Genomic DNA, 23,261 nt, shown 5'->3' on the forward strand with positions numbered 1-23,261 from the left:
TAGGCGCGCAGCACCGTATCGAGGCCCGTCCCCGTGGTCTCGATACGGTCGCTCCGCTCCCTACTCGACCGACGACCCGACCTACCCGAGCAGAATCAGGGAAGCCGCCGAATCGCCATGAAGTTCTATGCACGACGGATCACGTTCTACCTCGTGACCCTGTGGGCGACGATCTCGCTCAACTTCCTCCTGCCGAGGCTCATGCCCGGCAACCCGGCCGACATCATCATCGCGAAGATGCAGCGCCAGGGAGAGGTCTCCGACACCACGATCAGAAACATCCAGCTCATGCTCGGCACGGGCGGCGACGAGCCCCTGTTGGAGCAGTACTTCGCGTACTGGGGCCGCCTCCTGCACGGCGACCTCGGCATCTCGGTGACGAAGTACCCGGCGCCGGTCGCCGAGCTCATCGCGAGCGCTCTGCCATGGACGATCATCCTCGTGGGCGTCGCGACCGTCATCTCCTTCGTGCTCGGAATCCTCATCGGCGCATGGGTGGGGTGGAAGCGCGGTACCTGGGTCGATCACCTGGTGCCGTCGACCACGGTGCTGCAGTCGATCCCGTACTTCTGGCTCGCGCTGGTGCTCGTCGCGATCTTCGCCGTGAACCTGCGCTGGTTCCCGATCGTCGGCGGCTACGACGTCTTCGACTTCCCGGCCGGCCCAGAGTGGAGCTGGGCGTTCTTCGTCGACGCCGTCGAGCACGCCACGCTGCCCGCGATCACGATCGTGCTGAGCTCGGTCGGCGGCTGGCTCTTCGGCATGCGCAACATGATGGTGTCGACGCTCAGCGAGGACCACATCGTCACCGCCGAGGCGAAGGGCCTGCGCCCGCGCCGCATCCTCACCGCGTACGCCGCCCGCAACGCCGCGATCCCCTCGATCGCCGGCTTCTCGATCACGCTCGGCTTCGTCGTCGCCGGATCCATCGTCATGGAGCAGGTGTTCACCTACCCGGGCGTCGGCAAGCTCATGTTCCAGGCCGTGCAGAACAACGACTACGCGCTCATGCAGGGCGTGTTCCTCGTCATCACGATCACGGTGCTGGCCGCCAACTTCATCATGGACCTCGTCTACGGGTTCATCGACCCGAGGGCACGTCACAATGTCTGAAACCGAACTCACCGAGCGCGAACTGCACGACGTGCAGGTCGCGGAGGTCATCACGCCGCTGACGGTCGCGAGCGCCGCCGTCGAAGGGGCGGGGCAGCGGATGCCACGGCAGTCCTCGCGCCGGGGAATCCGCGCGCTGATGCCGCGCTGGTCGGGAAAGCTCGCGATCGGCCTCGGCCTGCTCACCGCGATCGTCGCCTTCGGCGTCGCCGGCCCCTGGTTCACCCAGGACCCGCGCGACAGCGACAACCCCTCACTTCAGCCGCCGTCGCCCGAGCACCTGCTCGGCACGACGAAGCTCGGCTACGACGTGCTCGCGCAGCTCGCGCAGGGCACCCAGGGCTCCCTCATGGTGGGGGTGATCGCGGGGCTCATCGCGCTCGGGCTCTCGATCGTGTTCGGCATCCTCGCGGGCTATCTCGGCGGGTGGGGCGACGAGACGCTGTCGCTCGTCACGAACATCATGCTCGTGATCCCGGGGCTGCCGCTCGTCATGGTCATCGCGACCTACTTCCCGGCGCGCAGCTGGCTGCTCGTGGCCTTCGTGCTCGGCATCACGAGCTGGGCCGGGTCGGCGGTGGTGCTGCGGGCGCAGACCCGGTCGCTCCGCTCGCGCGACTACGTCTCGGCGGCCCGCGTCGCGGGTGAGCGCGCACCCCGCGTCATCCTCGTCGAGGTGCTGCCGAACCTGCTGCCGCTGCTCGCAGCCCAGTTCCTCTTCGCGATCATCTTCGCGATCCTCGGCGAGGCGGGGCTCTCCTACCTGGGGCTCGGCGCGACCGACTCGATCACCTGGGGCACCATCCTGAACGACGCGCAGACCGGGCAGGCCCTCGGCACGGGCGCCTGGTGGTGGTTCGTGCCGCCGGGGCTCCTGATCGCGCTGCTCGGCTGCGGGCTCGCGCTCATCAACTTCTCGATCGACGAGATCATCAATCCGAAGCTCCGCATCGCCCCCGAGAACGCGCGTCGTCAGCGCAAGGCCGCGAAGGCCGGGCGGGGCATCGCCGGCCCGGGGCTCCCGACCGCCACCACCACCACCGCAGAGGGGATCAGCGCATGACCGCGCCCGAGGCATCCGCCCGATTCGGCGAGCCGGTGCTCACCGCACGCGGCGTCTCGATCGAGTACGAGGTCGACCCGCCGGTGCAGGCCGTGCGCGACGTCACGCTGACGCTCCACCGCGGCGAGATCCTCGGTCTCGCGGGGGAGTCGGGCTGCGGCAAGACGACCCTCGCGTACGGGCTCAACCGTCTGCTGAAGCCCCCGGCGCTGCAGACCTCGGGCGAGATCGTCTTCCACGATCGCGACGGCGACGACATCGACGTGGTCTCGCTCTCCGACGAACGGCTCCGCGCGTTCCGCTGGAGCAAGGTGTCGATGGTGTTCCAGGGGGCGATGAACTCGCTGAACCCGGTGCTCAACGTGCGGGCGCAGCTCGACGACGTGCTCCGCACGCATCGGCCCGGCATGAAGAAGGCCGAGCGGCTCGCCCGCAGCCGCGAGCTCCTCGAGCTCGTCGGCGTCGATCCCGATCGCATCTCGAGCTTCCCGCACGAGCTCTCCGGCGGCATGCGCCAGCGCGTGATGATCGCGATGGCGCTGGCGCTCGACCCGCAGGTCATGATCATGGACGAGCCGACGACGGCGCTCGACGTGGTCGTGCAGCGCGGCATCATCCGCGAGATCATGCGGCTGCGCGAACGCCTGGGCTTCGCGGTGATCTTCATCACGCACGACCTGCCGCTGCTGATCGAGATCAGCGACCGCATCGCGGTGATGCTCCGTGGCGAGATCGTCGAGCTCGGCACCGCCGAATCGGTCTACCGCGACCCGCAGCACGAGTACACGAAGCGGCTGCTGTCGAGCTTCCCCAGCCTGCGCGGTGACCGCGGCGGGTTCCTCCGCGGCACCGGTGCGAACCAGGAGGTCGCGTCATGAGCGCTACGATCATGCCGTCGGCGGATGCCACGGGCGAGGCCCGCGCGCAGGGGCAGGGCGGGTCGCTCGAGGCGCGGAACCTCGTGAAGGACTTCCGCCTGCGCAGCGGGCTGAAGGTCAGCATGCTGCACGCGGTGAAGGACATCTCGTTCACCGTCGAGGCGGGCAGGACGATCGCCCTGGTGGGCGAGTCGGGCTCGGGCAAGTCGACCATCGCGCGGATGCTGGCCAAGCTCGAGGCGCCGAGCTCCGGCGGCGTCTTCATCGACGGGGCGCCGAGCGGCAGCAGGGGCCGGGCCCTCGAGCGGTATCGCAGCGAGGTGCAGATGGTCTTCCAGGACCCGTTCGCCTCGTTGAACCCGTTCCACTCGATCTCGCACCACCTCGAGCGGCCGATCCGCCTGCACCACCCGGGGCTCGGTCGAGCCGAGGTCGCCTCCCGCGTCGAGGAGCTGCTCGAGCGCGTGCAGCTCGAACCCGCGACCCGGTACCTCGAGCGACGCCCGCACGAGCTCTCGGGCGGCCAGCGGCAGCGTGTCGCGATCGCCCGCGCCCTCGCGCCGGGGGCGCGGTTCATCATCGCCGACGAGCCGGTGTCGATGCTCGACGTCTCGATCCGGCTGGGCGTGCTGAACCTGCTCGCCGAGCTCCAGCGCGAGGCGCAGCTCGGGGTGCTCTACATCACGCACGACCTCGCGACGGCACGGCACTTCTCCGACGAGATCCTGGTGATGTACCGGGGTGACATCGTCGAGCGCGGGCCGGCCGATGAAGTCATCCTGAACCCGCAGCACGAATACACCATGCGGCTGCTCGAGGCCGCCGCCGACCCGGAACGGCACGGTGCGCTGCGCGACGAGGTGCGGCGCGCCGAATGAGCAGGATCTTTTTGGTAAATAACCTTTTCAGATAGGCTGAGGCGTGGAGGGAGTCACGATGAACCAGAGCGATGCCGGCACGCCGACCTGGTTGGCCGCGCACAACGACCGTGCGGCGTTCCGCCTGCTGCTCGAGCACGGCCCGCTCACCCGCAGCCAGCTCGGCGCGCAATCGGGGGTCTCGAAGCCCACCGCGGGCCAGATGATCACCCGGCTCGAACGGGTGGGGTTGATCGGCGAGGCGGGCGTCGTCTCGGGTGGGCGGGGCCCGAACGCCATGAGCTACGGCGTGCGCACCGATCGGCTGACCGGCGTCGCCGTGAGCATCTCGGGCAGGGCGATCCACTCGGTCTTGGTCGACGCCGCCGACACCGACCACCCCATCGTCGAACTCCCCGCGGGGGTCGACGGGCGCAGTCCCGAGGGCGACGTCGAGCGGGCCGTCGGAGCGGCGTGCGAGGCGGCCGGGGTCGATTTCGGCTCGGTCACGCTCGCCGCCGTCGGCGTGCAGGCCGCCGTGTTCGTCGAGGGCGACGAGCTGTCGCACACCGACACCCTGCCCGGCTGGCCCGCGGTCGGTGCCCGCCGACGCATCGAGGAAGCGCTCGGTCTCGACGTCGTGCTCGACAACGACGTCAACCTCGCCGCGATGGCCGAGCGCGCCACCGGTGTCGCCCAGGGCGCGTCGAGCTTCGTGCAGTTCTGGATCGGCGAGGGACTCGGCGTCGGCATCGTGCTCGGCGGTGTCGTGCACCGCGGCGCCTCGGGCGGCGCCGGTGAGATCGGCTACCTCGAGGTCGCGCGCAGCGCCGCACGGCTCGATCCAGCGGCGCACGACCTCACCGAGCTCCTCGGGGGGTGCGCCGTCGCCGAGCTGCTCGGCGCCGAGCCCGGCGAGCGCCTGGCCGAGGTGCTCCCGCGCCTCGCGGGAGACGAAGCCGCGCTCGACGCCGTGGCGGCACGCACGGCGCTCGCGATCGAGCCGCTGCTGACCGTGCTCGACCCGGCGCTGGTCGTGCTCGGCGGGCCGACGGGCGTCGCCGGCGGCGAGCGGCTCGCCGCCCTCGTCGGCGAGCGGGTCGACACCGGCGCACACCCGAAGCTCGTCGTCGCCACGAGCGGCACCGGTGAGCAACCGGTGCTGCTCGGCGCCCGACAACTGCTCGTCGAGCAGATCCGCACGCGACTCGAGGCCGGCATCACCCCGGCTGCGTAAGCCGTCGCACCGGCCGGGGTGGGGCCGGCCGAGGCATCCCGACCGCCCGTCCCACTCCGACGGACACCGGCCGCCCGGGCCATTCGGCCGAACCCGCGCGCGCCCGCCCGCGGCGCTCGACCGCGCGGCTCGACCGCGCCCGAAGACGCACGCACCACGCACAATGCACCACACGAAATGAGGACCCATGAAGCTCGCCATCGTCGGCGGTGGATCGACCTACACGCCCGAACTCATCGACGGCTTCGCGCGCCTCCGCGACACGCTCCCGCTCGAGGAGATCCGTCTCGTCGACCCCGACGCCGAGCGGCTCACCCTCGTCGGCGGCATGGCCCGGCGCATGCTCGCGCACGCCGGCCACCCGGCCCGGGTCATCGGCACGACCGAGCTCGTCGCGGGCGTCGACGACGTCGATGCGGTGCTCATCCAGCTGCGCGTCGGCGGGCAGGACGCCCGGCACGCCGACGAGACCTGGCCGCACGAGGTGCAGTGCATCGGGCAGGAGACGACCGGCCCCGGTGGCCTCGCGAAGGCCCTGCGCACCGTGCCGGTCGCGCTGCGCATCGCCGAGGCCGTGCGCGAGCATGCGAAGCCCGACGCCTGGATCGTCGACTTCACGAACCCCGTCGGCATCGTGACGCGGGCCCTCCTCGAACACGGGCATCGCGCGGTCGGGCTGTGCAACGTCGCCATCGGGTTCCAGCGGCGCTACGCGAAGCTCTTCGGCGTCGGGCACGACGAGGTGCAGCTCGGTCATGTCGGCCTCAACCACCTGACGTGGGAGCGCAGCGTGACGGTCGGCGGCGAAGACAAGCTGCCGGGCCTCCTCGCCGACCATCTCGACACCCTCGCGGGCGAGGTGCACCTCGCGCCCGAACTGCTCATGCAGCTCGGCGTCGTGCCCTCGTACTACCTGCGCTACTACTACGCCCACGACGAGGTGCTGCGCGAGCAGCTCGCCGAGCCGAGCCGCGCCGAGGCGGTGCGCGCGATCGAGCGCGAGCTGCTCGACGTCTACGCCGACGAGTCTCGGCACGAGAAGCCCGCGGCGCTCGACGGCCGCGGCGGGGCGTTCTACTCGGAGGCGGCCATCGAGTTGCTCGCCGCCATGCAGGGCGGCGTCGACCGGGCTCGCGTGGTCAACCTCCGAAACGATGGCGTGCTGCCGTTCCTCCCGGACGACCACGTCATCGAGGTGCCGGCCGTGTTCCGCGACGGGGGATTCGTCGCGGAACCGGTCGCACCGCTCGCGAGCGAGCTGGCTGGGCTCATCGCGGCGGTCGCCGGGTACGAGCGGCTCGCCCTCGACGCGGCGGTGCACGGCGGTCGCGACCGGGTGCTGCGGGCGATGCGCGCGCACCCGCTCGTGCTGCAGCACGAGCGGGCCGAGCGCCTGACCGATCTGCTGATGGCCGAGAACGCGCGCTTCCTGGAGTGGGCGTGACCGGCGCGATCGAGGCGGCCGAGCTGAACGATCTGCCCGGCGCCCCCGGTCCGCCCCTCGCGCCCGGCATCCCCGGTACGCGCGCGCAGGTCTCCTCGGCGAGCCCTGTGGTGGTGGCGGTCGACGGCGGCGGTTCGAAGACCGACGCCGTCGCCCTGACCCTCGACGGCGAACTCGTCGCGTATGCACGTGCGTCGGGGGCCAGCCCGCACTTCGAGGGACTCGACGCCTCCGTCGCGCTCGTCGACGGGATCGTACGCGAGGTCGCGGGGGAGCACGCGGTGATGCACGCCGGCCTCTACCTCTCAGGACTCGACCTCGCCGTCGAGATCGAGCAGTACATCGCGGCGATCTCGGGCTTCGCGTGGTCGACGGGCGCCGTCGTCGCCAACGACCTCTACGCGCTCCTCCGTGCCGGCACCGACGCGCCCGACGCGGTCGCGATCGTCTGCGGCACCGGCGTCAACGCGATCGGCCTCCGCGCCGACGGCACGACCGTGCGCTTCCCCTCGCTCGGCCCGCTCTCGGGCGATTGGGGCGGCGGCGCGGGCCTCGGCGAGGCGGCGCTCTGGCACGCCGCGCGCGCCGTCGACGGTCGCGGGCCGGCGACGCTGCTCGTCGACGAGATCGTGCGCCGGCTCGGCGTCGCCTCGGTCGGTGAACTGATCGAGGCGATCCACTTCGGCCGGCGGGATGCCTCGGAGCTGACCTCGTTCGCCCCGGCGATCTTCGCGGCGGCCGCGGAGGGCGACGCCGTCGCCGTCTCGCTCGTCGACCGGCAGGCCGAGGAGCTCGCGGCGTTCGCCAGAGCGAGCCTCACCCGGCTCGAACTGCTCGACCGCGAGGTGCCCGTCGTGCTCGGCGGCGGAATCGCCCGTGCAGGCGACGAACGCCTGCTCCGTGGCATCCGGGAGCGTCTCGCGGATGCTGCCCCGCTCGCGCGACTCTCGATCGTCGAGGCCGCTCCGGTGGTCGGCGCGGCGCTGCTCGCGCTCGACGCGGTGGGTGCCGGGGCGACCGCGCTCGCGCGGGCGCGCGCCGAAGTCGAGGCCACGGCGTCGGCGGGTGGGCGTACGCTCACATCATGGTCATCCCGCAGCGGTTCTCACTCGTGACACTCGGCGTCGCCGACGTCGAGACGGCCACCGCGTTCTACCATCGTCTGGGCTGGCGCGAGGCGCGTTCCTCGGTCGCCGGCGAGGTCACCTTCTTCGCCACGCCGGGCGGCGTCATCGCCCTCTGGGAGACGGCCGAGCTCGCGAAGGACGCGGCGCTGCCGACGTTCCATGCGAATGCGCCCGCGTTCAGGGCGGTCGCCCTGGCGATCAACCTCGCCTCGCGCGACGAGGTCGACGACGCCGTCGGCGACTGGGTGCTCGCGGGCGGTTCGATCGCGAAGGCGGCCGCGGCGACCGAGTGGGGCGGGTACAGCGGCTACGTCGCCGACCCCGACGGCAACCTCTGGGAGCTGGCGCACAACCCCGGCTGGCCGCTCGACGAGCGCGGTCTTCCGCAGCTGGGCTGATCGAGCCGGGCTGCCCCGAGGCATCCGCGAAAACGGCCCGGTCAAGGGCACCCTCGAAGCCCATCTACACTGGAACCCGTGAATTCAGAGGAAACCGTCGACGTCGTTCTGATCGGCGGGGGCATCATGAGCGCGACGCTCGGCTCCCTCATCTCCCAGTTGCAGCCCGACTGGTCGATCCGAGTCTACGAACGCCTGGGCGAGGTCGCGCAGGAGTCCTCGAACGCCTGGAACAACGCGGGCACGGGCCACGCCGCGCTCTGCGAGCTGAACTACATGCCCGAGAACGCCGACGGCACCGTGAGCGCCGCCAAGGCGGTCTCCATCAACGAGCAGTTCCAGATCAGCCGGCAGTACTGGGCGTACCTCGTCGAGCACGGCGCCCTCCCCGAACCGCACAACTTCATCAACTCGACCCCGCACATGACCTTCGTACGCGGCAAGGCGAACATCGAATACCTGCGCAAGCGGGTCGCCGTGCTGAAGGACGAGCCGCTCTTCCCAGACCTCGAGTACACCGAAGACCTCGAGCGCATCGCCGAGTGGACCCCGCTCCTCGCGAAGAAGCGGCATCCGAAGGCGCGCGTCGCCGCGACCCGCATCGCCGCGGGCACCGACGTCGACTTCGGCGCCCTCACGAAGTACCTGATGGCCGACATGGCCGACCGCGGCGCATCGATCCAGACGAACCACCACGTGACCGGCCTCAAGCGCCTGAAGAACGGCAGTTGGCGGCTGAAGCTGCGCCACACCGTCGGCAACACGCCGAAGACGGTGCGCGCGCGTTTCGTGTTCGTCGGCGCCGGCGGCGGCGCGCTCGCCCTGCTGCAGCACTCGGGCATCCCCGAGATCAAGGGGTTCGGCGGCTTCCCGATCTCGGGCCAGTTCCTGCGCACCACGAACCCGAAGGTCGTCGCCCAGCACCAGGCGAAGGTCTACGGCAAGGCCGCGGTCGGGGCGCCCCCGATGTCGGTGCCGCACCTCGACACGCGCGTCGTCGACGGCGAGACGGCGCTGCTGTTCGGCCCGTACGCCGGTTTCACACCGAAGTTCCTGAAGACGAGCACCTGGTTCGACCTGCCCTTCTCGATCCGCCTGCACAACCTCGGGCCGATGATCCAGGTCGGCCTCAAGAACTTCGACCTCGTGAAGTACCTGGTCGGCGAGCTCATGGCGAACCGCGAGAAGAAGATGCAGGCGCTGCGCGAGTTCATGCCCACGGCCAAGACCGAGGACTGGGAGCTCATCACCGCCGGTCAGCGCGTGCAGGTCATGAAGAAAGACCCTGAGAAGGGCGGCATCCTGCAGTTCGGCACCGAGGTGATCACGGGCGCCGACGGCACGATCGCCGGCCTGCTCGGAGCCTCGCCCGGTGCGTCGACCGCGGCGCCGATCATGCTCGACGTGCTCTCGCGCTGCTTCCCCGATCGCTTCGCCGAGTGGGAACCGAAGCTCCGCGAGATGATCCCGAGCTACGGCACCGCGCTCTCGGCCGACCCGGCCGCCGCCGAGGCCTCGCTGAAGGCGACCGCGGGGGTCCTCGGGCTCACCGCCTGACGCGCGATCGAGCGGGAGCGGCGGGCGGGCGCGGGCGGGCGCGCACGGGCGGCGGCTTGCGCTCTCGGGCCGGGCCCTGCTACGGTCGTACACGCTATGAAGTGAGTACACCCCCTCGTCCCGCGCCTGAGGCGCCGTTGACGTCGGGTGTGCACACGGTCCTGATCGACCCGTGCTGATCGCGACAGCGCTCTTGTGCACCCACGCCCGGCAATGCCCGGTGGGATCCACTCCGCTCCCGAACGGTCGCCGCATCCGCAGCGAACACGCGGGCCGGGTCGAATTCGACGTCGCCCCGGCACCGACGGTGCACCGATCGGACCGCGTCGTCGCCGTGGCATCCGGCGGCCGTTCGGGAGCACTCGCGAAGGGCGGACCCCTTGGCCGTACACCTCTCCTACTCCAACCATCTTCGGGCCGACGGGCTCTCCGTCGCCTACCCCGACCGGCGCATCTTCGCCGAGCTCGGCTTCGCGGTCGCCCCGGGCGACCGCCTGGGCCTCATCGGCGAGAACGGCGTCGGCAAGTCGACGCTGCTGCGGCTCCTCGCCGCGGCCCACGACACGGATGCCTCGACCGACGAGCCGCTCGCCGGCGCGACCGTCGCGGGGCGGATCTCCCGCCCCCGGCGAACCGGCCTGCTCGCGCAGGAGCTGCCGTTCGCGCCCGACGACCGCGTCGACCTCGTGCTCGAGGCCGCCCTCGCCGAGGTGCGCGCCATCGAACGCGAATTCGACGCAGCGGCTGCGGCGCTCGGGGCAGGTGCCGCGGGTGCCGATGCCGGCGACCGGCCGGCCGCCGAGGCGCAGGACGCGGCGGCGACCCGCTTCGCGGCCGCCCTCGACGCCGCCGAGCGCGCCGAGATCTGGACCGCAGAGGCTCGCCGCGACGAGCTGCTCGACGGGCTCGGCGTCGCCGGGCTCGGCCGCGGGCGCCGCATCGACGAGCTCTCGGGCGGGCAGCGTTCGCGATTCGCGCTCGCGGCGCTGCTGCTCTCGGCTCCCGATGCGTTGCTCCTCGATGAGCCGACCAACCACCTCGACGACGCAGCGGCCGAGTTCCTCGAGGCTCGCCTGCGCGCGTTCGCCGGGCCGGTCGTGTTCGCGAGCCACGACCGCGCGTTCCTCGATCGCGCGGCGACGGGCCTCATCGACCTCGACCCCGGGCGCCAGGGGGCGCTCGCGGCGTCGGCGTCGGCTGGCGCCGCGTCGGGTGACGGTGCCCGCTCGGGCGCCACCCTCGGCGGCACGGTCTTCGGCGGCGGTTTCAGCGAGTTCCTCGAGGTGAAGGCCGAGGAGCGGGTGCGCTGGCAGCGCCGGTACGACGACGAGCAGGAGGAGCTCCGGCAGTTGCGTGCTTCGCTCGGCGGGTCGGCGCGCAGTGTCGCGCACGGGCGTGCGGCGACGGACAACGACAAGTTCATCAGGCACTTCAAGGGCGAGAACGTCGCTCGCACGGTCGCGCGCCGGCTGCGCAACGCCGAGCAGCGGCTCGCGACGCTCGAGCGCGAACAGCTGCGCAAGCCGCCGTCGCCGCTCGAGTTCGCCGGAATCCCCTCGGGGTCGCACGCGCTCGAGGAGTCGGCCGGGCTCCTCGTGCAGCTCGACGACCTCGAGGTCGCGGGACGCCTGAGGCTCGAACGGCTCCAAATCGAGCCGGTCTCGCGACTGCTCGTGACGGGGGCGAACGGCGCGGGCAAGTCGACGCTGCTCGGCGTGCTCGCGGGTTCGCTCGCGGCCGACCGCGGCGTGGTGCACCGGCGCAAGGGCCTGCGGGTGCAACTGCTCGAACAGGACGTCAGGTTCGTCGATCCCACGGCGACGCCGCGGGCGACGTACGAGCGCGTCCTCGGTGAACGTCGCGCCGAGCAGGTGCCGCTCTCGGGCCTCGGGCTCCTCGCACCGCGCGACCTAGAGCGGCCCGTCGGCGCGCTCTCGGTGGGGCAGCAGCGCCGGCTCGCACTCGCACTCGTGCTCGCGCGGCCCCCGCACGTGTTCCTCCTCGACGAGCCGACGAACCACCTGTCGCTCGCGCTCGCAACCGAACTCGAGGAGGCGCTCGGCGGCTACCCCGGCGCGGTGGTCATCGCGAGTCACGACCGCTGGCTGCGCCGGCGCTGGGCGGGCGAGCGGCTCGAGTTGCATGCGGGCGCTGCAGTGCCCGCAGCGGTCGCCGGGTAGGGCGGGGATGCCTCGGGGCGCGCCTCGAGGCATCCCCGTCGCCGGGTCGCGGCCGGTGTGCTGCTTGCGCGATCTTCGAAGATATGTTCGAATGAATGTGTGCGGTGGAGCGGGCAAGAACTGGGGGTCGACCAGGCCGACGCGTTGCCCGGGCTCGCGAAGCTCAACAACCTCGTGCGCTCGGTGCAGACGCCCGAGTTCGCCGGCGTCACCTTCCACGAAGTGCTCGCGAAGTCGGCGCTGAACCGGGTGCCCGGCCAATCGATGATGCCCTTCGGGTGGACGATCAACCCGTATCGGGGCTGCAGCCACGCATGCGTCTATTGCTTCGCTCGGCCGACGCACAGCTACCTCGACCTCGACGCGGGCGATGACTTCGACCGGCAGATCATCGTGAAGGTGAACGTCGCCGAGGTGCTGCGACGTGAGCTCGCGCGGCCTTCGTGGCGGCACGAGCCGGTCGCGCTCGGCACGAACACCGACCCGTACCAGCGGGCCGAGGGGCGGTACGAGCTCATGCCGGGCATCATCGATGCGCTCGCGACGAGCGGCACCCCGTTCAGCATCCTCACGAAGGGCACGCTGCTGCGCCGCGACCTCCCGCTCGTCGCGGTCGCCGCCGAGCACGTGCCGGTCGATGTCGCGATGTCGATCGCGATCCACGACCACGACCTCCAGCAGTCGCTCGAACCCGGTACGCCGTCGACGAAGGCGAGACTCGCGACCGTGGCGGCCGTGCGCGAGGCCGGGCTCGACTGCGCCGTATTCCTCATGCCCGTGCTGCCCTTCCTCACCGACACGCGGGCTCACCTCGACGAGGCGCTGCGCCAGGTGAAGGCCGCCGGGGCGACGAGCGTGCTGTACTCGGCGCTCCACCTCCGCGGCTCGGTGAAGCCGTGGTTCATGCAGTGGCTCGAACGCGAGCACCCCGAGCTGGTACCGAAGTACCGGTCGATGTACTACGGCAACAACGCCTACCCGCCGAAAGAGTATCGGCGCTGGCTGGCGCAGCGGGTCCATCCGCTGATCCGGGCCCACGGGCTCGAACGGGGCCGCGAAGACCCGGTCACCGGCGGAATCCGGTCGACGGCCGAGTCGCGGGGTCGGTGGACGAGGCCGGGCGCGAGAGAGATCGCTCCCGAACTCGGTTCGCTCGGCGCACCCTCCGACCCGGCGACCCTCTTCTGAGCCGTCGAGAGCGAAACGTCGCGTCCTCGGTGCATGAAGATGCGCGAGATCCCGCCGGACTGAGATAATTCGCTGAGTCCGATCGGCTCGCGAAGATCGGGCATTGCTCGCGAGTGGAGGTTCACGATGAGCCTGGGGTTGCCGGGGCACCTCGCGCGCGACAGCCTGAGTCGAGCACTCGCGTTCGCCGGGCACTGCGCCGCGTTCGCCTGCCTGGCGATCATGATCGTCGTGAGCATCATCGTCGCGACCGTCGGCGACCAGCCCGCCGGGTGGACGGGCGCTGCGCTCGCCACGGTGATGGCGCTCGCGTTCGGGGCCGTCGCACTGTTCCCCTCCGTCACGCTGACGGTGCTCGCGCTCGTCGTCGGCACCGGGGTGACGATCGCCTTCACGATGCTCGTCATGGAGCCCGGGGGTTTCGAATCGACCAACAATGCGCTGCTCGCGCTCCCGAGGATCGCGCTCCTGCTCGTCGGGGGCGCCGGCAGCGGATCGCTCATCGCGATCGTCTGGGCCTCGCTCGGCTACGCGCTCGGCGAGGCGGCGGCGTTCCTCGGGGTCGCGCTGGTCGGCGGCGCCTACGCACCGAGCACTGCGGCGGCTGCGGCGTTCGGCATCCTGCTCGTGGTCCGCATCTTCGACGGCGTCTCTCGTCGTTCCGACCCCCGGCAGGAGACCGGGCTGCATCGTGCGAGCCAGCAGACCCGCGAACTCGCCATCCGACACGATTACGAGCTGCGGGCGACCGCGAGGCTGCACGACACCGCGCTGAGCCACCTCATCGCGATCGCCGCGGCCGGGTCGGGCACGGTCGACGATCGGCTGCGCGCCGGCATCCGCCAGGATCTCGGACTCATCGTGGGCAGGGACTGGGCGATCGACCACGCCGGGCAGGCGACGGCGAGTGATCGCGGCGGCCTCCGCCGAGCCGCTGCCGTCGACGAATCCGCTCCGAACGGCGCGGCCGGGAAGGGGCGGTTCGGGCGGCGTGGCGTCGTCGGCGGGGCGACCCGTTCACGGACGGTTCCCGTGCCGGCGGAGCCGCGCCCCGACGGAGCGACGATGCTCGCGCAGGCATTCGCCGCGGCGGCGAATGCCGGCCTCGACGTGCGCGTCACCGGTGACCCCGACATCCTGCACGTGCTCGGCCCGGGTCGTGCCGAAGCGCTCGACGCAGCCGTCGCCCAGTGCCTCATCAACGTCGCTCGCCACGCCGGTGTCGACGAGGCCGAACTCGCGCTCGGGCTCGGCGGTGGCGAGGTCACGATCGCGGTGATGGACAGCGGGGTCGGATTCGACGAACGCGAGGTGCCCGACGACCGCATCGGGCTGCGCACCTCGATCCGTGCCCGCATCGACCAGCAGGACGGCACCGTTCGCCTGTGGTCGACGAAGGGCATCGGCACCACCATCGTGCTCACGGTGCCCGAGGGTGGAGCATGATGCGACTGACGCAGCAGGAGGCCGACCCGATCGGCGGCATCACGGCGGCCCCGATCGTCGTCATCGGAGCCGCGCTCGCCGTGGGCAGCGCGGTCGCGCTCACCTGGGTTCATCGCGGCGAGGTCGTCTCGCCCCTCGCGGCGATCATCGCGATCCTGCTCGTGGCGGCGGCGGGTGTCGTCGCCGCGATCTCGGCGGCGCCGTCGCGGGCACCGTTCACCGCCGAGCGTCTCTGGATCGTGGTCACCCTCGCCGTCGGCGCTGCGATCGCCGAATACACCAGCACCGTAGGCGCCAACCGCTACCTCTACGACGACTTCGGGCCCGTCGTGATCGGTATGCTCATCCTCTCGGTGGCGCCGTACTGCACCTGGGTGTCGCTCGCCCTCGCCGGAGTGCTCGCCTCCATCGTGCTGTCGATCCTCGTCGTCGGCGCGTCGAGCTACGTCGCGGCGGATGCGCCGGTCGGTGCCCTGGTCGCGGTGAACGCGGCGCCGGTCGTCGCGCTCTCCGCGGCCGCGGCCGGCTACGCGCATGCGATCATCGCCGAGACCCTCGGCTGGCAGCGGGAGGCGAACCGCGCGGCACTCCAGCGCGACACGGAGCTGCGCGCCGGGATCGCGCGCTCGGTGCAGCAGAGCCGGGTCTCGGTGCTCGGGCGCGAGGTGCTCCCGTTCCTCGCCGGGGTCATGACCGCCGAACGCATCTCGGTCGCCGAGGCCGACCGGGCCCGCGAGCTCGCAGAAGAACTGCGCCGCGCCCTGCGGGCCGGGCTCGAATCGACCTGGCTCGACGATCTCGCGACCAGTCTCCGGCTGGCGCGCGGAATCGAGACCTTCGTCGACGACCCCTCCGGAGCCGCAGACCTGCTCGCCGACGACCAGCGTTCGGCGCTCACGGCGCTCATCACCTGGCTGGCCGAACCGTCGCGCTCCGAACGAGTCGGGGTCTCGCTCCGGACCGACCTCGACGGCGGTCGCATCGTGATTTCGGCCGTCCCGGCCGAGCGTCCACCCGCCAAGCGCGACCTCGATCGGTTCATCGCCGTGGCGCGCGCAGTTTCCTTGGGTGCCGAATCGGTTTCGACGCGAGAGAATGTACGTGTGGAGCTGAGATATGTCATCGACTGACGCACTCCCGGTGCATCGACACCGGCTCGCGATCCTCGACGACCACAGTCTGATCGTCGACAGTCTCGCGCGGTGGTTCGTCGACCGCGCGGCCGATTTCGACGTGGTCGTCACCGCGACCTCGTGGATGGATCTCGTGCGCAGCCCCGAGTTTCCGGTCGACATCGTCCTGATGGACCTCCAGCTCCCCGACGGGGTGTCGATCGAGTCGCGCATCAGGGCGTGCCGTGCCGCACGAGCGCGGGTGATCGTGGTGACCGCGCTCGACGACGACGACTCGCGTGAGCGCAGCATGGCTGCGGGGGCGGCCGGCTTCGTCTCGAAGACCCTCCCCGCCGAGGTGCTCGTCGACTATGCGCGCCGCGTCATGCGCGGCGAGCGGCTGCCGCGGCAGGCATCCCGACTCGGTGCCCGCCGCGCCGGTGAACCCGGCGCGGACGGCGCGGTCGCGACGATGTCGGGCGTGCACCTCAGCCCCGCCGAAGAGAAGGCGCTGCGCTACTACGCCCAGGGGCTCAGCACCCTCGAGGTCGCCCAGCGCATGGACGTCGGCTACGAGACCGCGAAGACCTACCTGCGCCGGGTGCGCGAGAAGTACGCGAAGGTCGGCCGGCCTGCGAGCCGCAAGGCCGAGCTGATTCGTCGCGCTGCCGAAGACGGGTTCCTCGAGTAGATGGCGAAACTGTACTTCCGCTACGGCGCGATGAACTCCGGCAAGTCGACGGCATTGCTCCAGGCGGCGTTCAACTATGAAGAGCGCGGGCACCGGGTGCTTCTCGCGAAGCCCGCGGTCGACACGAAGGGCGACCACGGCATCGTCTCGCGCCTCGGCGTCGTGCGCGCGGTCGACTTCGTCATCGAACCGGATGCCCCGGTGCGGCTCAGGTTCGAGGGGCTGCGCACGCACGTGCTCGAGGAGTCGGGCCGTGACGTGAGCTGCCTGCTCGTCGACGAGGCGCAATTCCTCTCGTCCGAGCAGGTCGACGACCTCCTCCGCATCGCGCTGATCGACGGCATCCCGGTGCTCGCGTACGGTATTCGCACCGACTTCCAGACCGTCGCGTTCCCCGGCAGCCGACGCCTCCTCGAGGTCTCGCACTCGCTCGAAGAGCTGAAGACGATCTGCCGGTGCGGGCGCAAGGCGATCTTCAACGGACGCAGCGTCGACGGGCGGTACATCTTCGACGGCGAGCAGGTCGCGATCGACGGCGTCGAGGTCGAGTACGAGTCGCTCTGCGGTGTCTGCTACCTGCAGGAGTCGGGCGGCGTGCTCAACGGGCGTCACTGACCGGATGTCTCGTGGGCGAGTCCGTGCGTGGAGCGTCGACCTCGGGGCGGCTAGAATTACCCCAGTTTGGGGGCGCAGCGATTCGGCTCAGCCGTGCAATCTCGGGGGAGTCGCTCACTCGCGTGTCGTGACGGGCCAGAATCGATGTGCCCGCATGCAACACTGAATTGCCAGGGGGCGCACCGCGACCCTTCATCGAATGAAAGGCCGTCGTGGAGCTACGAGACTATGTGCGCATTCTGCACAAGAGCTGGGTGCTCATCCTCGTCTGTCTGCTCCTCGGCGTCGGCGCTGCGGCCGCCTACTCGATCGTGGTGGCGCCGAAGTACGAGGCCACGACCGAGCTCTACGTCTCGGTGCGCGCCGGCGAAGGGTCGGCGACCGGTGAACTCGTGCAGGGCACGACGTTCGCCCGTCAGGCGGTGACCAGCTACGTCGATGTCGTGAACAGCGCGATCGTGCTCGACCCGGTGATCGCCGAGCTCGGTCTCGACATGACAGCCGGTGAGCTCGCGCCGCATGTCGTCGCCAGTTCGCCGCTCAACACCGTGCTGATCGACATCACCGTGACCGAGAACGACCCCGAGCAGGCCGCCGAGATCGCGAACGCGGTCGGCGCGCATTTCGCCGACGTCGTCGTGAACGACCTCGAGAAGCCCGAAGGCGAGGGGGCGAGCCTCGTCAAGATCGAGACGATCCAGCCGGCCGTCGTACCGGCGAAGCCGTCGAGCCCGAACGTGCCGCTGAACATCGCGCTCGGCGCGCTCATCGGCCTGGCCCTCGGTATCGGCATCGCGGTGCTGCGCAGTGTGCTCGACACCCGCATCCACTCGCTGCACGACATCGCGCAGGTGACCGACAAGCCGCTGCTCGGCGGCATCGCGCTCGACCCCGAGGCCAAGAAGCGCCCGCTCATCGTGCACGCCGACCCGCGCAACCCGCGCGCCGAGTCGTTCCGCAGCCTTCGCACGAACCTCCAGTTCGTGAACGTCGAGGGCGGCCCGCGCAGCTTCGTCATCTCGAGCGCGGGGCCCGGCGAGGGCAAATCGACCACGACGGCGAACCTCGCGATCTCGCTCTCCGAGACGGGCGCGAAGGTTGCCCTCATCGACGGCGACCTGCGCCTGCCGAAGGTGGCCGACTACATGGGCATCGAGGGCGGTGTCGGCCTCACCGATGTGCTCATCGGCCGCGCCGAGATCGTCGACGTGCTGCAGAAGTGGGGTCGCGGAAAGCTCTTCGTGCTGCCCGCCGGCCGCATTCCGCCGAATCCGAGCGAGCTGCTCGGCTCTGCGGCGATGGCGCGCCTGCTCGAGCAGCTGACCGCGCAGTTCGACTACGTGCTCATCGACGCACCGCCCCTGCTGCTCGTCACCGACGCTGCGGTGGTCTCGAAGCTCACCGGCGGTGCGATCCTCGTCGCGGCATCGGGTGCCACGAAGAAGCAGGAGCTCGCGGGTGCGGTGCGCTCGCTCGAGGCGATCGGCAGCCGCCTGCTCGGCGTCATCGTCACGATGCTGCCGACGAAGGGGCCCGACAGCTACGGCTACGGCGCGTACACGTACGGCATGACCCACGACCTCGAAGAGATCGACGAGGCCACCCGCGACCGCGGCAGGAGAAGCGCGTGACCTTCCGCATCCTCACTGTCTGCTCTGGCAATATCTGCCGCTCGCCGCTGGCCGAGCAGTTGCTGCGCGCCGGGCTCGCGCAGATTCCGGGCGTCGAGGTGTCGAGCGCCGGCACGATCGCGATGGTCGACTCGGGCATGCCTGCCCAGGCCGCTGCGCTCTCGGCACGCTTCGGTGCGACGGATGCCTCGGCGCACCGCGCCCGCCAGCTCGATGAGCAGCTGATCCGCGGGGCCGATCTCGTGCTCGGTCTCGCCCGCGAGCACCGACGTGCGATCGTCGAGCACGTGCCTGCCGCGACGCGCAAGGCGTTCACGCTGCGCGAGTTCGCGCACCTCGCGGCGGCCGTGACCGACGAAGATCTCGACGACGCGCTCTCGCTGCTCCCGCTGGTCGATCCCGTCGAAACCATGCCTGTCGAAACCGAATCTGCCGCGGTCGACGCCCGCCTCCGTGCCGCCGTCATCGCCGCCGCATCCCTCCGCGGTGTCGTCGCGCCCCTCGACAACCCCGACGACGCCGACGTGATCGACCCGTACCGCCAGTCAGACGCGGTCTACGAGACCTCCGCATCGCAGCTCGTGCCGGCCGTGCAGGCGACGGTCGACCTGTTCGTGCGAGCGGCGCAGCGCGGGTAGGCGGTCATCATGGCGAAATCAGCACGACGACCCGACCACCACGGGCGCAGTGGGCGACGGGTGTGGTCGGTCGTCGGCCTCGTCGCACTCGGCGTCGTGGTGTTCGCGCTCGTGCTGTTCGCGCTCGGTGAGAACCGCGGCGTCGAGAACGCCGGGAGCACGCCCGGGGCGAGCACGTCGGCGACCGCCCCGTCGACACCGCCGGTCGAGACGCCCGCATTCGAACCTGCCGAGGCCGCGCCGAAGGTCGCGGTGCCCGCTCGCGTGCTCGGCGCCCTCGACGGCGCTCTGGCGGTGCGTGCGGCGAGCACGACCTGCCCCGACCCGACGACGATCGAGGTCACCGAAGACGGTGGCGCGAACTGGGAGGCGTTCGAGGCGCCCGGCGTCTCGGCTGTGCAGCGCATCGTGCCCGGCGGCGACGCGTTCATCGGTCTGATCGGCCTCGCGGCAGAGGGGTGCGCGCCTCAGTACGAGCGCACGTTCACCGGCGGCGAGGCCTGGGAGCCCGCGCCCGACGAGCTCGTCGCGTCGTGGTACGTCGACCCGGCCGACCGCGCCGTCGTGCACTCGCCCGCCGGCGACGTCGCCGCCCCGTGCGGCGTCGTCGTTCAGCTCGCGGCGATCGACGAGACATCCGCGGCCGTGCTCTGCGACGACGCGACCGTGCACGCGACGGCTGACGCCGGGGCGAGCTGGGGCGCTGCGGTGCCGGTGTCGGGCGCGGTTGCGATCACCGCCGGCGGCGCGGGCTACCGGGTCGCGGTCGCGAATGTCGACGGATGCGCCGGGGCCCAACTCGTCGAGTTGGCGGCGGATGGCGGCTCACTCGCCGCGGGCGCCGGCGGGGCGTGCCTCGAGTCCTCCGTCAGCGCCGGGGGAGTGGCCGTGGCGTCGGGCGACGACGGCTCGGTGTGGATGTGGGTGGGCGATGTGCTCGCACGGAGTGATGATGGTGGGGGTTCGTGGCTGTGATCAGCAGCAAGGATCGAAGGCTGATGGAAAGTGGCTACGAGATGAAGTCCGTACGATTCGGCACGCAGTATGGCTTGGATGCCGCAGCGTGGGCGGTCGCGATCCTTCTCGCACAGGTCTTTCGCTATGAGTTCAGAGTCGACTCGATCGCCATCGTCTCGACGCTGCTCTTCATTTCCGGCGCGGTCGTGCTGCAATGGGTGATCGGCTGGATGTTCTCGCTCTACCACGGGCGGTTCACGTATACGACGTTCGACGAAGTACGGGCATTGAGCGGTGCAGTACTCGTCGTCTCCCTGATACTCGCGGTACCTGTGCTGATATTCGGGGAGGCGTTGGGCCTGCCTCGCAGCACGATTCTCATCGCGGCACCGATCGCGCTCGTTCTCATGTTCGCTGTGAGATACCTGAAGCGGCTGTACGTCGAGCACAGGCAGCGACCAGGAGCCGACGCCGAGCGGGTGATCATTTATGGAGCGGGCTACCTCGGCACTACCATCGCACGGCGGATGCTGACGGATACCGAGTCGCGGTATCTTCCGGTCGCCTACCTCGACGATGCACCCGGTTTGCGAAATACCCGCCGTTCGGGCGTGTCGGTGAGAGGCAGATTCGAAGACCTCCAGAGCGCGGTGGAATCGACGAATGCCTCGGTTCTCGTGGTGGCGATCGGTCGCGCGGACACGGAGCTCATGCAGCGCGTCAACTTCGAGGGACAGCGCCTCGGCCTCCGAGTCAAGGTGTTGCCGCGCCTCGACGAGATCCTCTCGGGGGAACGCAGCGTCGCTGACCTGCGGGATCTCTCGATCGAGGATCTGATCGGCCGTCACCCTGTCGACACCGATGTCGCCTCGATCGCCGGATATCTCCGGGGCAAGTGCGTGCTTGTCACAGGCGCAGGAGGATCGATCGGCTCTGAGCTCTGCCGACAGATCGTCAAGTATGAGCCCGCGGAACTCATCATGCTCGATCGCGACGAGACCGGTTTGCAGGCCGCACAGTTGGGTGCATTCGGTCATGGGCTGCTCGACACGCGAGACGTCGTGCTTGCGGACATCCGTGACGTAGTGGCGCTGAATGCCGTTTTCGAGGAGCGAACGCCGGAGGTCGTATTCCACGCCGCTGCGCTCAAGCATCTCCCCATGCTGGAGCAGTATCCGGAGGAAGCTTGGAAGACCAACGTGCTCGGTACCCTCAACGTCCTGAAGGCGGCGAGATCTGTTGGCGTGGCGACCTTCGTCAACATCTCGACGGACAAGGCGGCCAACCCGACCAGCGTGTTGGGCCACTCCAAGCGAGTCGCTGAGAAGCTCACCGCGTGGATGTCAGCTGAGACTTCGCTCCGCTATCTCTCCGTGCGTTTCGGGAATGTGATCGGGAGCCGTGGCTCGATGCTGCCTACCTTCACCGCGCTGATTCAAGCCGGTCGACCCGTGACCGTGACGCACCCGGATGTGACCCGCTACTTCATGACCATCCCGGAGGCGTGCCAGCTTGTCGTCCAGGCAGGTGGGATCGGTTCGCCCGGAGAGGTCCTCATTCTCGACATGGGCGAGCCGGTGCGCATCCTCGATGTTGCCAAACGGATGATCCAGATGTCGGGACGAGACATCGATATCGTGTTCACGGGCTTGAGGGAAGGCGAGAAGCTCCACGAAGAGCTCATCGGCGCGTCGGAGGCGACCGCCCGTCCGCTGCACCCGAAGATCTCACACGCTCGAGTCGACAGCATCCCTCCCGACCGGCTCGACTTCGACGGTTGGATGGCACGCATGGCAGGCAGCCCACGCGATAACCAGACCGCCGTTATCGAGGTTCGTCGGGGAGAGGAACGAAAGTGATCAATGTCCCGTTTTCGCCGCCAGACATCAATGAAGAGGATATCGCCGCGGTAAGTGCAGTTCTTCGGTCCGGGTGGGTCACAACCGGCCCGCAAGCGAAGATGTTCGAGCAGGAGATTGCTGGGGCGTGCGGCACCGACCGCGCCGTCGTGCTGAACTCTGCGACTGCCGCTCTTGAACTCACGCTGCGAGTGCTCGGAGTTGGGCCGGGCGACGACGTGATCACCACTGCATACACCTATACGGCCACTGCGAGCGTCATCCACCACGTCGGTGCGCGCATCGTCCTCGTGGATATCGCGGCGGACGGGTACGGCATCGATGCCGATGCCGTGGCTCGGGCCATCACGCCCAGCACCAAGGCGGTAATCGGCGTCGACGTCGGCGGTGTCGTCAGCGACTACGACCGTCTGCGCAGTGTCGCCGAATCCGCTCGTCGATCGTTCCTGCCCAAAGGTCGAGTGCAGGAAGTTCTGGGGCGGATAGCGATCATCGCAGATGGTGCGCACTCGTTCGGCGCGACACGGCGCGGGCAGACGAGCGGAGCGGTCGCGGATTTCACGAGTTTCTCCTTCCACGCCGTGAAGAACTTGATTACCGCAGAAGGCGGCGCCGTCACATGGCGAGCGGATCTCGGCCTCGACAATGAAGCCCTGTACCGTGACTTCATGCTGCTCTCGCTCCATGGGCAATCGAAGGATGCCTTCGCGAAGGCGAGGAACGGAGGTTGGGAGTACGACGTCGAGTTGCCCGGGTATAAGGCCAACATGACGGACATAATGGCTGCGCTCGGACGGTCGCAACTGAGACGCTATCCCGAGATGCTCGAACGGCGACGTGCAGTCGCCCTGTCGTACGACTCGGGCTTCGCGGATCTCGATGTGGCGCCGCTCCCGCACTCCACGGCGGACGGTGAATCCAGCCTGCACCTCTACATGATCGACCTGGCCGGTCGCGGCGTAGAGCAAAGGAACGAGTTGATATCACTGCTTGCCGAACGAGGCGTTTCATCGAATGTTCACTACAAACCTCTGCCGACGCTCACCGCGTATCGGCGCATGGGGTTCGATATCGCGGACTTTCCAAAGGCCCACGAACGATACTCGAATGAGGTGACGCTGCCGTTGTTCTCAGCGATGGCCGACGAACAGGTCGACCATGTGATCGAGTCCTTCCGCAACGCGATAAACCAGATCTCGTGAAGACGCTACTTGTACTCGGCGCTTCGGCCGTGCAGTCGGATCTCGTGCGGGAAGCGAGCCGATTGGGC

At 69.9% G+C, this 23,261-nt stretch carries 20 protein-coding genes; all 20 read left to right on the plus strand.

Annotated features, from left to right (window positions below; genetic code table 11):
* The first annotated feature begins 117 nt into the window (after window positions 1-117).
* The 20 genes from H516_RS0116025 to H516_RS0116120 all read left to right on the plus strand — a co-directional run bounded on the left by H516_RS0116025 (window position 118) and on the right by H516_RS0116120 (window position 23,193).
* Window positions 118-1,113 (plus strand): ABC transporter permease, encoded by a 996-nt coding sequence (locus H516_RS0116025; RefSeq protein WP_022890723.1) that lies wholly within the window; start codon window positions 118-120, stop codon window positions 1,111-1,113.
* Window positions 1,106-2,176, plus strand: coding sequence for an ABC transporter permease (locus tag H516_RS20645; RefSeq protein WP_157432293.1), 1,071 nt, complete (start codon window positions 1,106-1,108; stop codon window positions 2,174-2,176). Before H516_RS0116025 ends, H516_RS20645 begins: the two co-directional genes overlap by 8 nt.
* Entirely contained in the window at window positions 2,173-3,054 is an 882-nt protein-coding gene (locus tag H516_RS0116035) for an ABC transporter ATP-binding protein (RefSeq protein ID WP_026378904.1), read from the plus strand. Before H516_RS20645 ends, H516_RS0116035 begins: the two co-directional genes overlap by 4 nt.
* Before the next feature lie 11 nt (window positions 3,055-3,065).
* On the plus strand, window positions 3,066-3,932 hold the full coding sequence (locus H516_RS0116040) for an ABC transporter ATP-binding protein (RefSeq protein ID WP_051138878.1): 867 nt from the start codon (window positions 3,066-3,068) through the stop codon (window positions 3,930-3,932).
* A gap of 58 nt (window positions 3,933-3,990) precedes the next feature.
* Window positions 3,991-5,148 carry an ROK family transcriptional regulator gene (locus tag H516_RS0116045; protein ID WP_026378905.1) on the plus strand — a complete coding sequence of 386 codons (1,158 nt, stop codon included), beginning with the start codon at window positions 3,991-3,993 and terminating at the stop codon, window positions 5,146-5,148.
* A gap of 187 nt (window positions 5,149-5,335) precedes the next feature.
* Complete coding sequence (locus tag H516_RS0116050) at window positions 5,336-6,592, plus strand: family 4 glycosyl hydrolase (protein WP_022890726.1); 1,257 nt, start codon at window positions 5,336-5,338, stop codon at window positions 6,590-6,592.
* The gene (locus H516_RS20650) at window positions 6,589-7,707 is read left to right on the plus strand and encodes an N-acetylglucosamine kinase (protein ID WP_245561860.1); all 1,119 of its coding nucleotides are present in this window, start codon (window positions 6,589-6,591) and stop codon (window positions 7,705-7,707) included. The genes H516_RS0116050 and H516_RS20650 overlap by 4 nt, the downstream gene beginning before the upstream one ends.
* On the plus strand, window positions 7,677-8,117 hold the full coding sequence (locus H516_RS0116060; protein WP_022890728.1) for a VOC family protein: 441 nt from the start codon (window positions 7,677-7,679) through the stop codon (window positions 8,115-8,117). The genes H516_RS20650 and H516_RS0116060 overlap by 31 nt, the downstream gene beginning before the upstream one ends.
* 78 nt (window positions 8,118-8,195) lie before the next feature.
* On the plus strand, window positions 8,196-9,674 hold the full coding sequence (locus H516_RS0116065) for a malate:quinone oxidoreductase (protein WP_022890729.1): 1,479 nt from the start codon (window positions 8,196-8,198) through the stop codon (window positions 9,672-9,674).
* 380 nt (window positions 9,675-10,054) lie between these two features.
* On the plus strand, window positions 10,055-11,854 hold the full coding sequence (locus H516_RS22845; RefSeq protein WP_022890730.1) for an ATP-binding cassette domain-containing protein: 1,800 nt from the start codon (window positions 10,055-10,057) through the stop codon (window positions 11,852-11,854).
* A 99-nt stretch (window positions 11,855-11,953) separates the two neighbouring features.
* The gene (locus tag H516_RS20655; RefSeq protein ID WP_022890731.1) at window positions 11,954-13,042 is read left to right on the plus strand and encodes an Rv2578c family radical SAM protein; all 1,089 of its coding nucleotides are present in this window, start codon (window positions 11,954-11,956) and stop codon (window positions 13,040-13,042) included.
* A gap of 126 nt (window positions 13,043-13,168) precedes the next feature.
* Window positions 13,169-14,488 carry a sensor histidine kinase gene (locus H516_RS0116080; RefSeq protein WP_157432294.1) on the plus strand — a complete coding sequence of 440 codons (1,320 nt, stop codon included), beginning with the start codon at window positions 13,169-13,171 and terminating at the stop codon, window positions 14,486-14,488.
* A complete protein-coding gene (locus H516_RS0116085) occupies window positions 14,485-15,618 on the plus strand; it encodes a hypothetical protein (protein ID WP_157432295.1) in 1,134 nt (377 codons plus the stop codon). The genes H516_RS0116080 and H516_RS0116085 overlap by 4 nt, the downstream gene beginning before the upstream one ends.
* Window positions 15,605-16,291, plus strand: coding sequence for a response regulator transcription factor (locus tag H516_RS0116090; RefSeq protein ID WP_022890734.1), 687 nt, complete (start codon window positions 15,605-15,607; stop codon window positions 16,289-16,291). The genes H516_RS0116085 and H516_RS0116090 overlap by 14 nt, the downstream gene beginning before the upstream one ends.
* Window positions 16,292-16,906 carry a thymidine kinase gene (locus H516_RS0116095; RefSeq protein WP_022890735.1) on the plus strand — a complete coding sequence of 205 codons (615 nt, stop codon included), beginning with the start codon at window positions 16,292-16,294 and terminating at the stop codon, window positions 16,904-16,906.
* Window positions 16,907-17,118: 212 nt separating this feature from the next.
* The gene (locus H516_RS0116100; protein ID WP_022890736.1) at window positions 17,119-18,537 is read left to right on the plus strand and encodes a tyrosine-protein kinase domain-containing protein; all 1,419 of its coding nucleotides are present in this window, start codon (window positions 17,119-17,121) and stop codon (window positions 18,535-18,537) included.
* Window positions 18,534-19,175 (plus strand): arsenate reductase/protein-tyrosine-phosphatase family protein, encoded by a 642-nt coding sequence (locus tag H516_RS20660; RefSeq protein ID WP_022890737.1) that lies wholly within the window; start codon window positions 18,534-18,536, stop codon window positions 19,173-19,175. Before H516_RS0116100 ends, H516_RS20660 begins: the two co-directional genes overlap by 4 nt.
* A 9-nt stretch (window positions 19,176-19,184) precedes the next feature.
* Window positions 19,185-20,150: a hypothetical protein gene (locus H516_RS0116110; protein WP_157432296.1), complete on the plus strand. Its 966-nt coding sequence runs from the start codon at window positions 19,185-19,187 to the stop codon at window positions 20,148-20,150.
* The gene (locus H516_RS20665) at window positions 20,141-21,991 is read left to right on the plus strand and encodes a polysaccharide biosynthesis protein (RefSeq protein ID WP_245561862.1); all 1,851 of its coding nucleotides are present in this window, start codon (window positions 20,141-20,143) and stop codon (window positions 21,989-21,991) included. The genes H516_RS0116110 and H516_RS20665 overlap by 10 nt, the downstream gene beginning before the upstream one ends.
* The gene (locus H516_RS0116120; protein ID WP_157432297.1) at window positions 21,988-23,193 is read left to right on the plus strand and encodes a DegT/DnrJ/EryC1/StrS family aminotransferase; all 1,206 of its coding nucleotides are present in this window, start codon (window positions 21,988-21,990) and stop codon (window positions 23,191-23,193) included. Before H516_RS20665 ends, H516_RS0116120 begins: the two co-directional genes overlap by 4 nt.
* Window positions 23,194-23,261: the final 68 nt, after the last annotated feature.

This window comes from Agromyces italicus DSM 16388 (assembly GCF_000421545.1).
Lineage (GTDB): Bacteria > Actinomycetota > Actinomycetes > Actinomycetales > Microbacteriaceae > Agromyces > Agromyces italicus.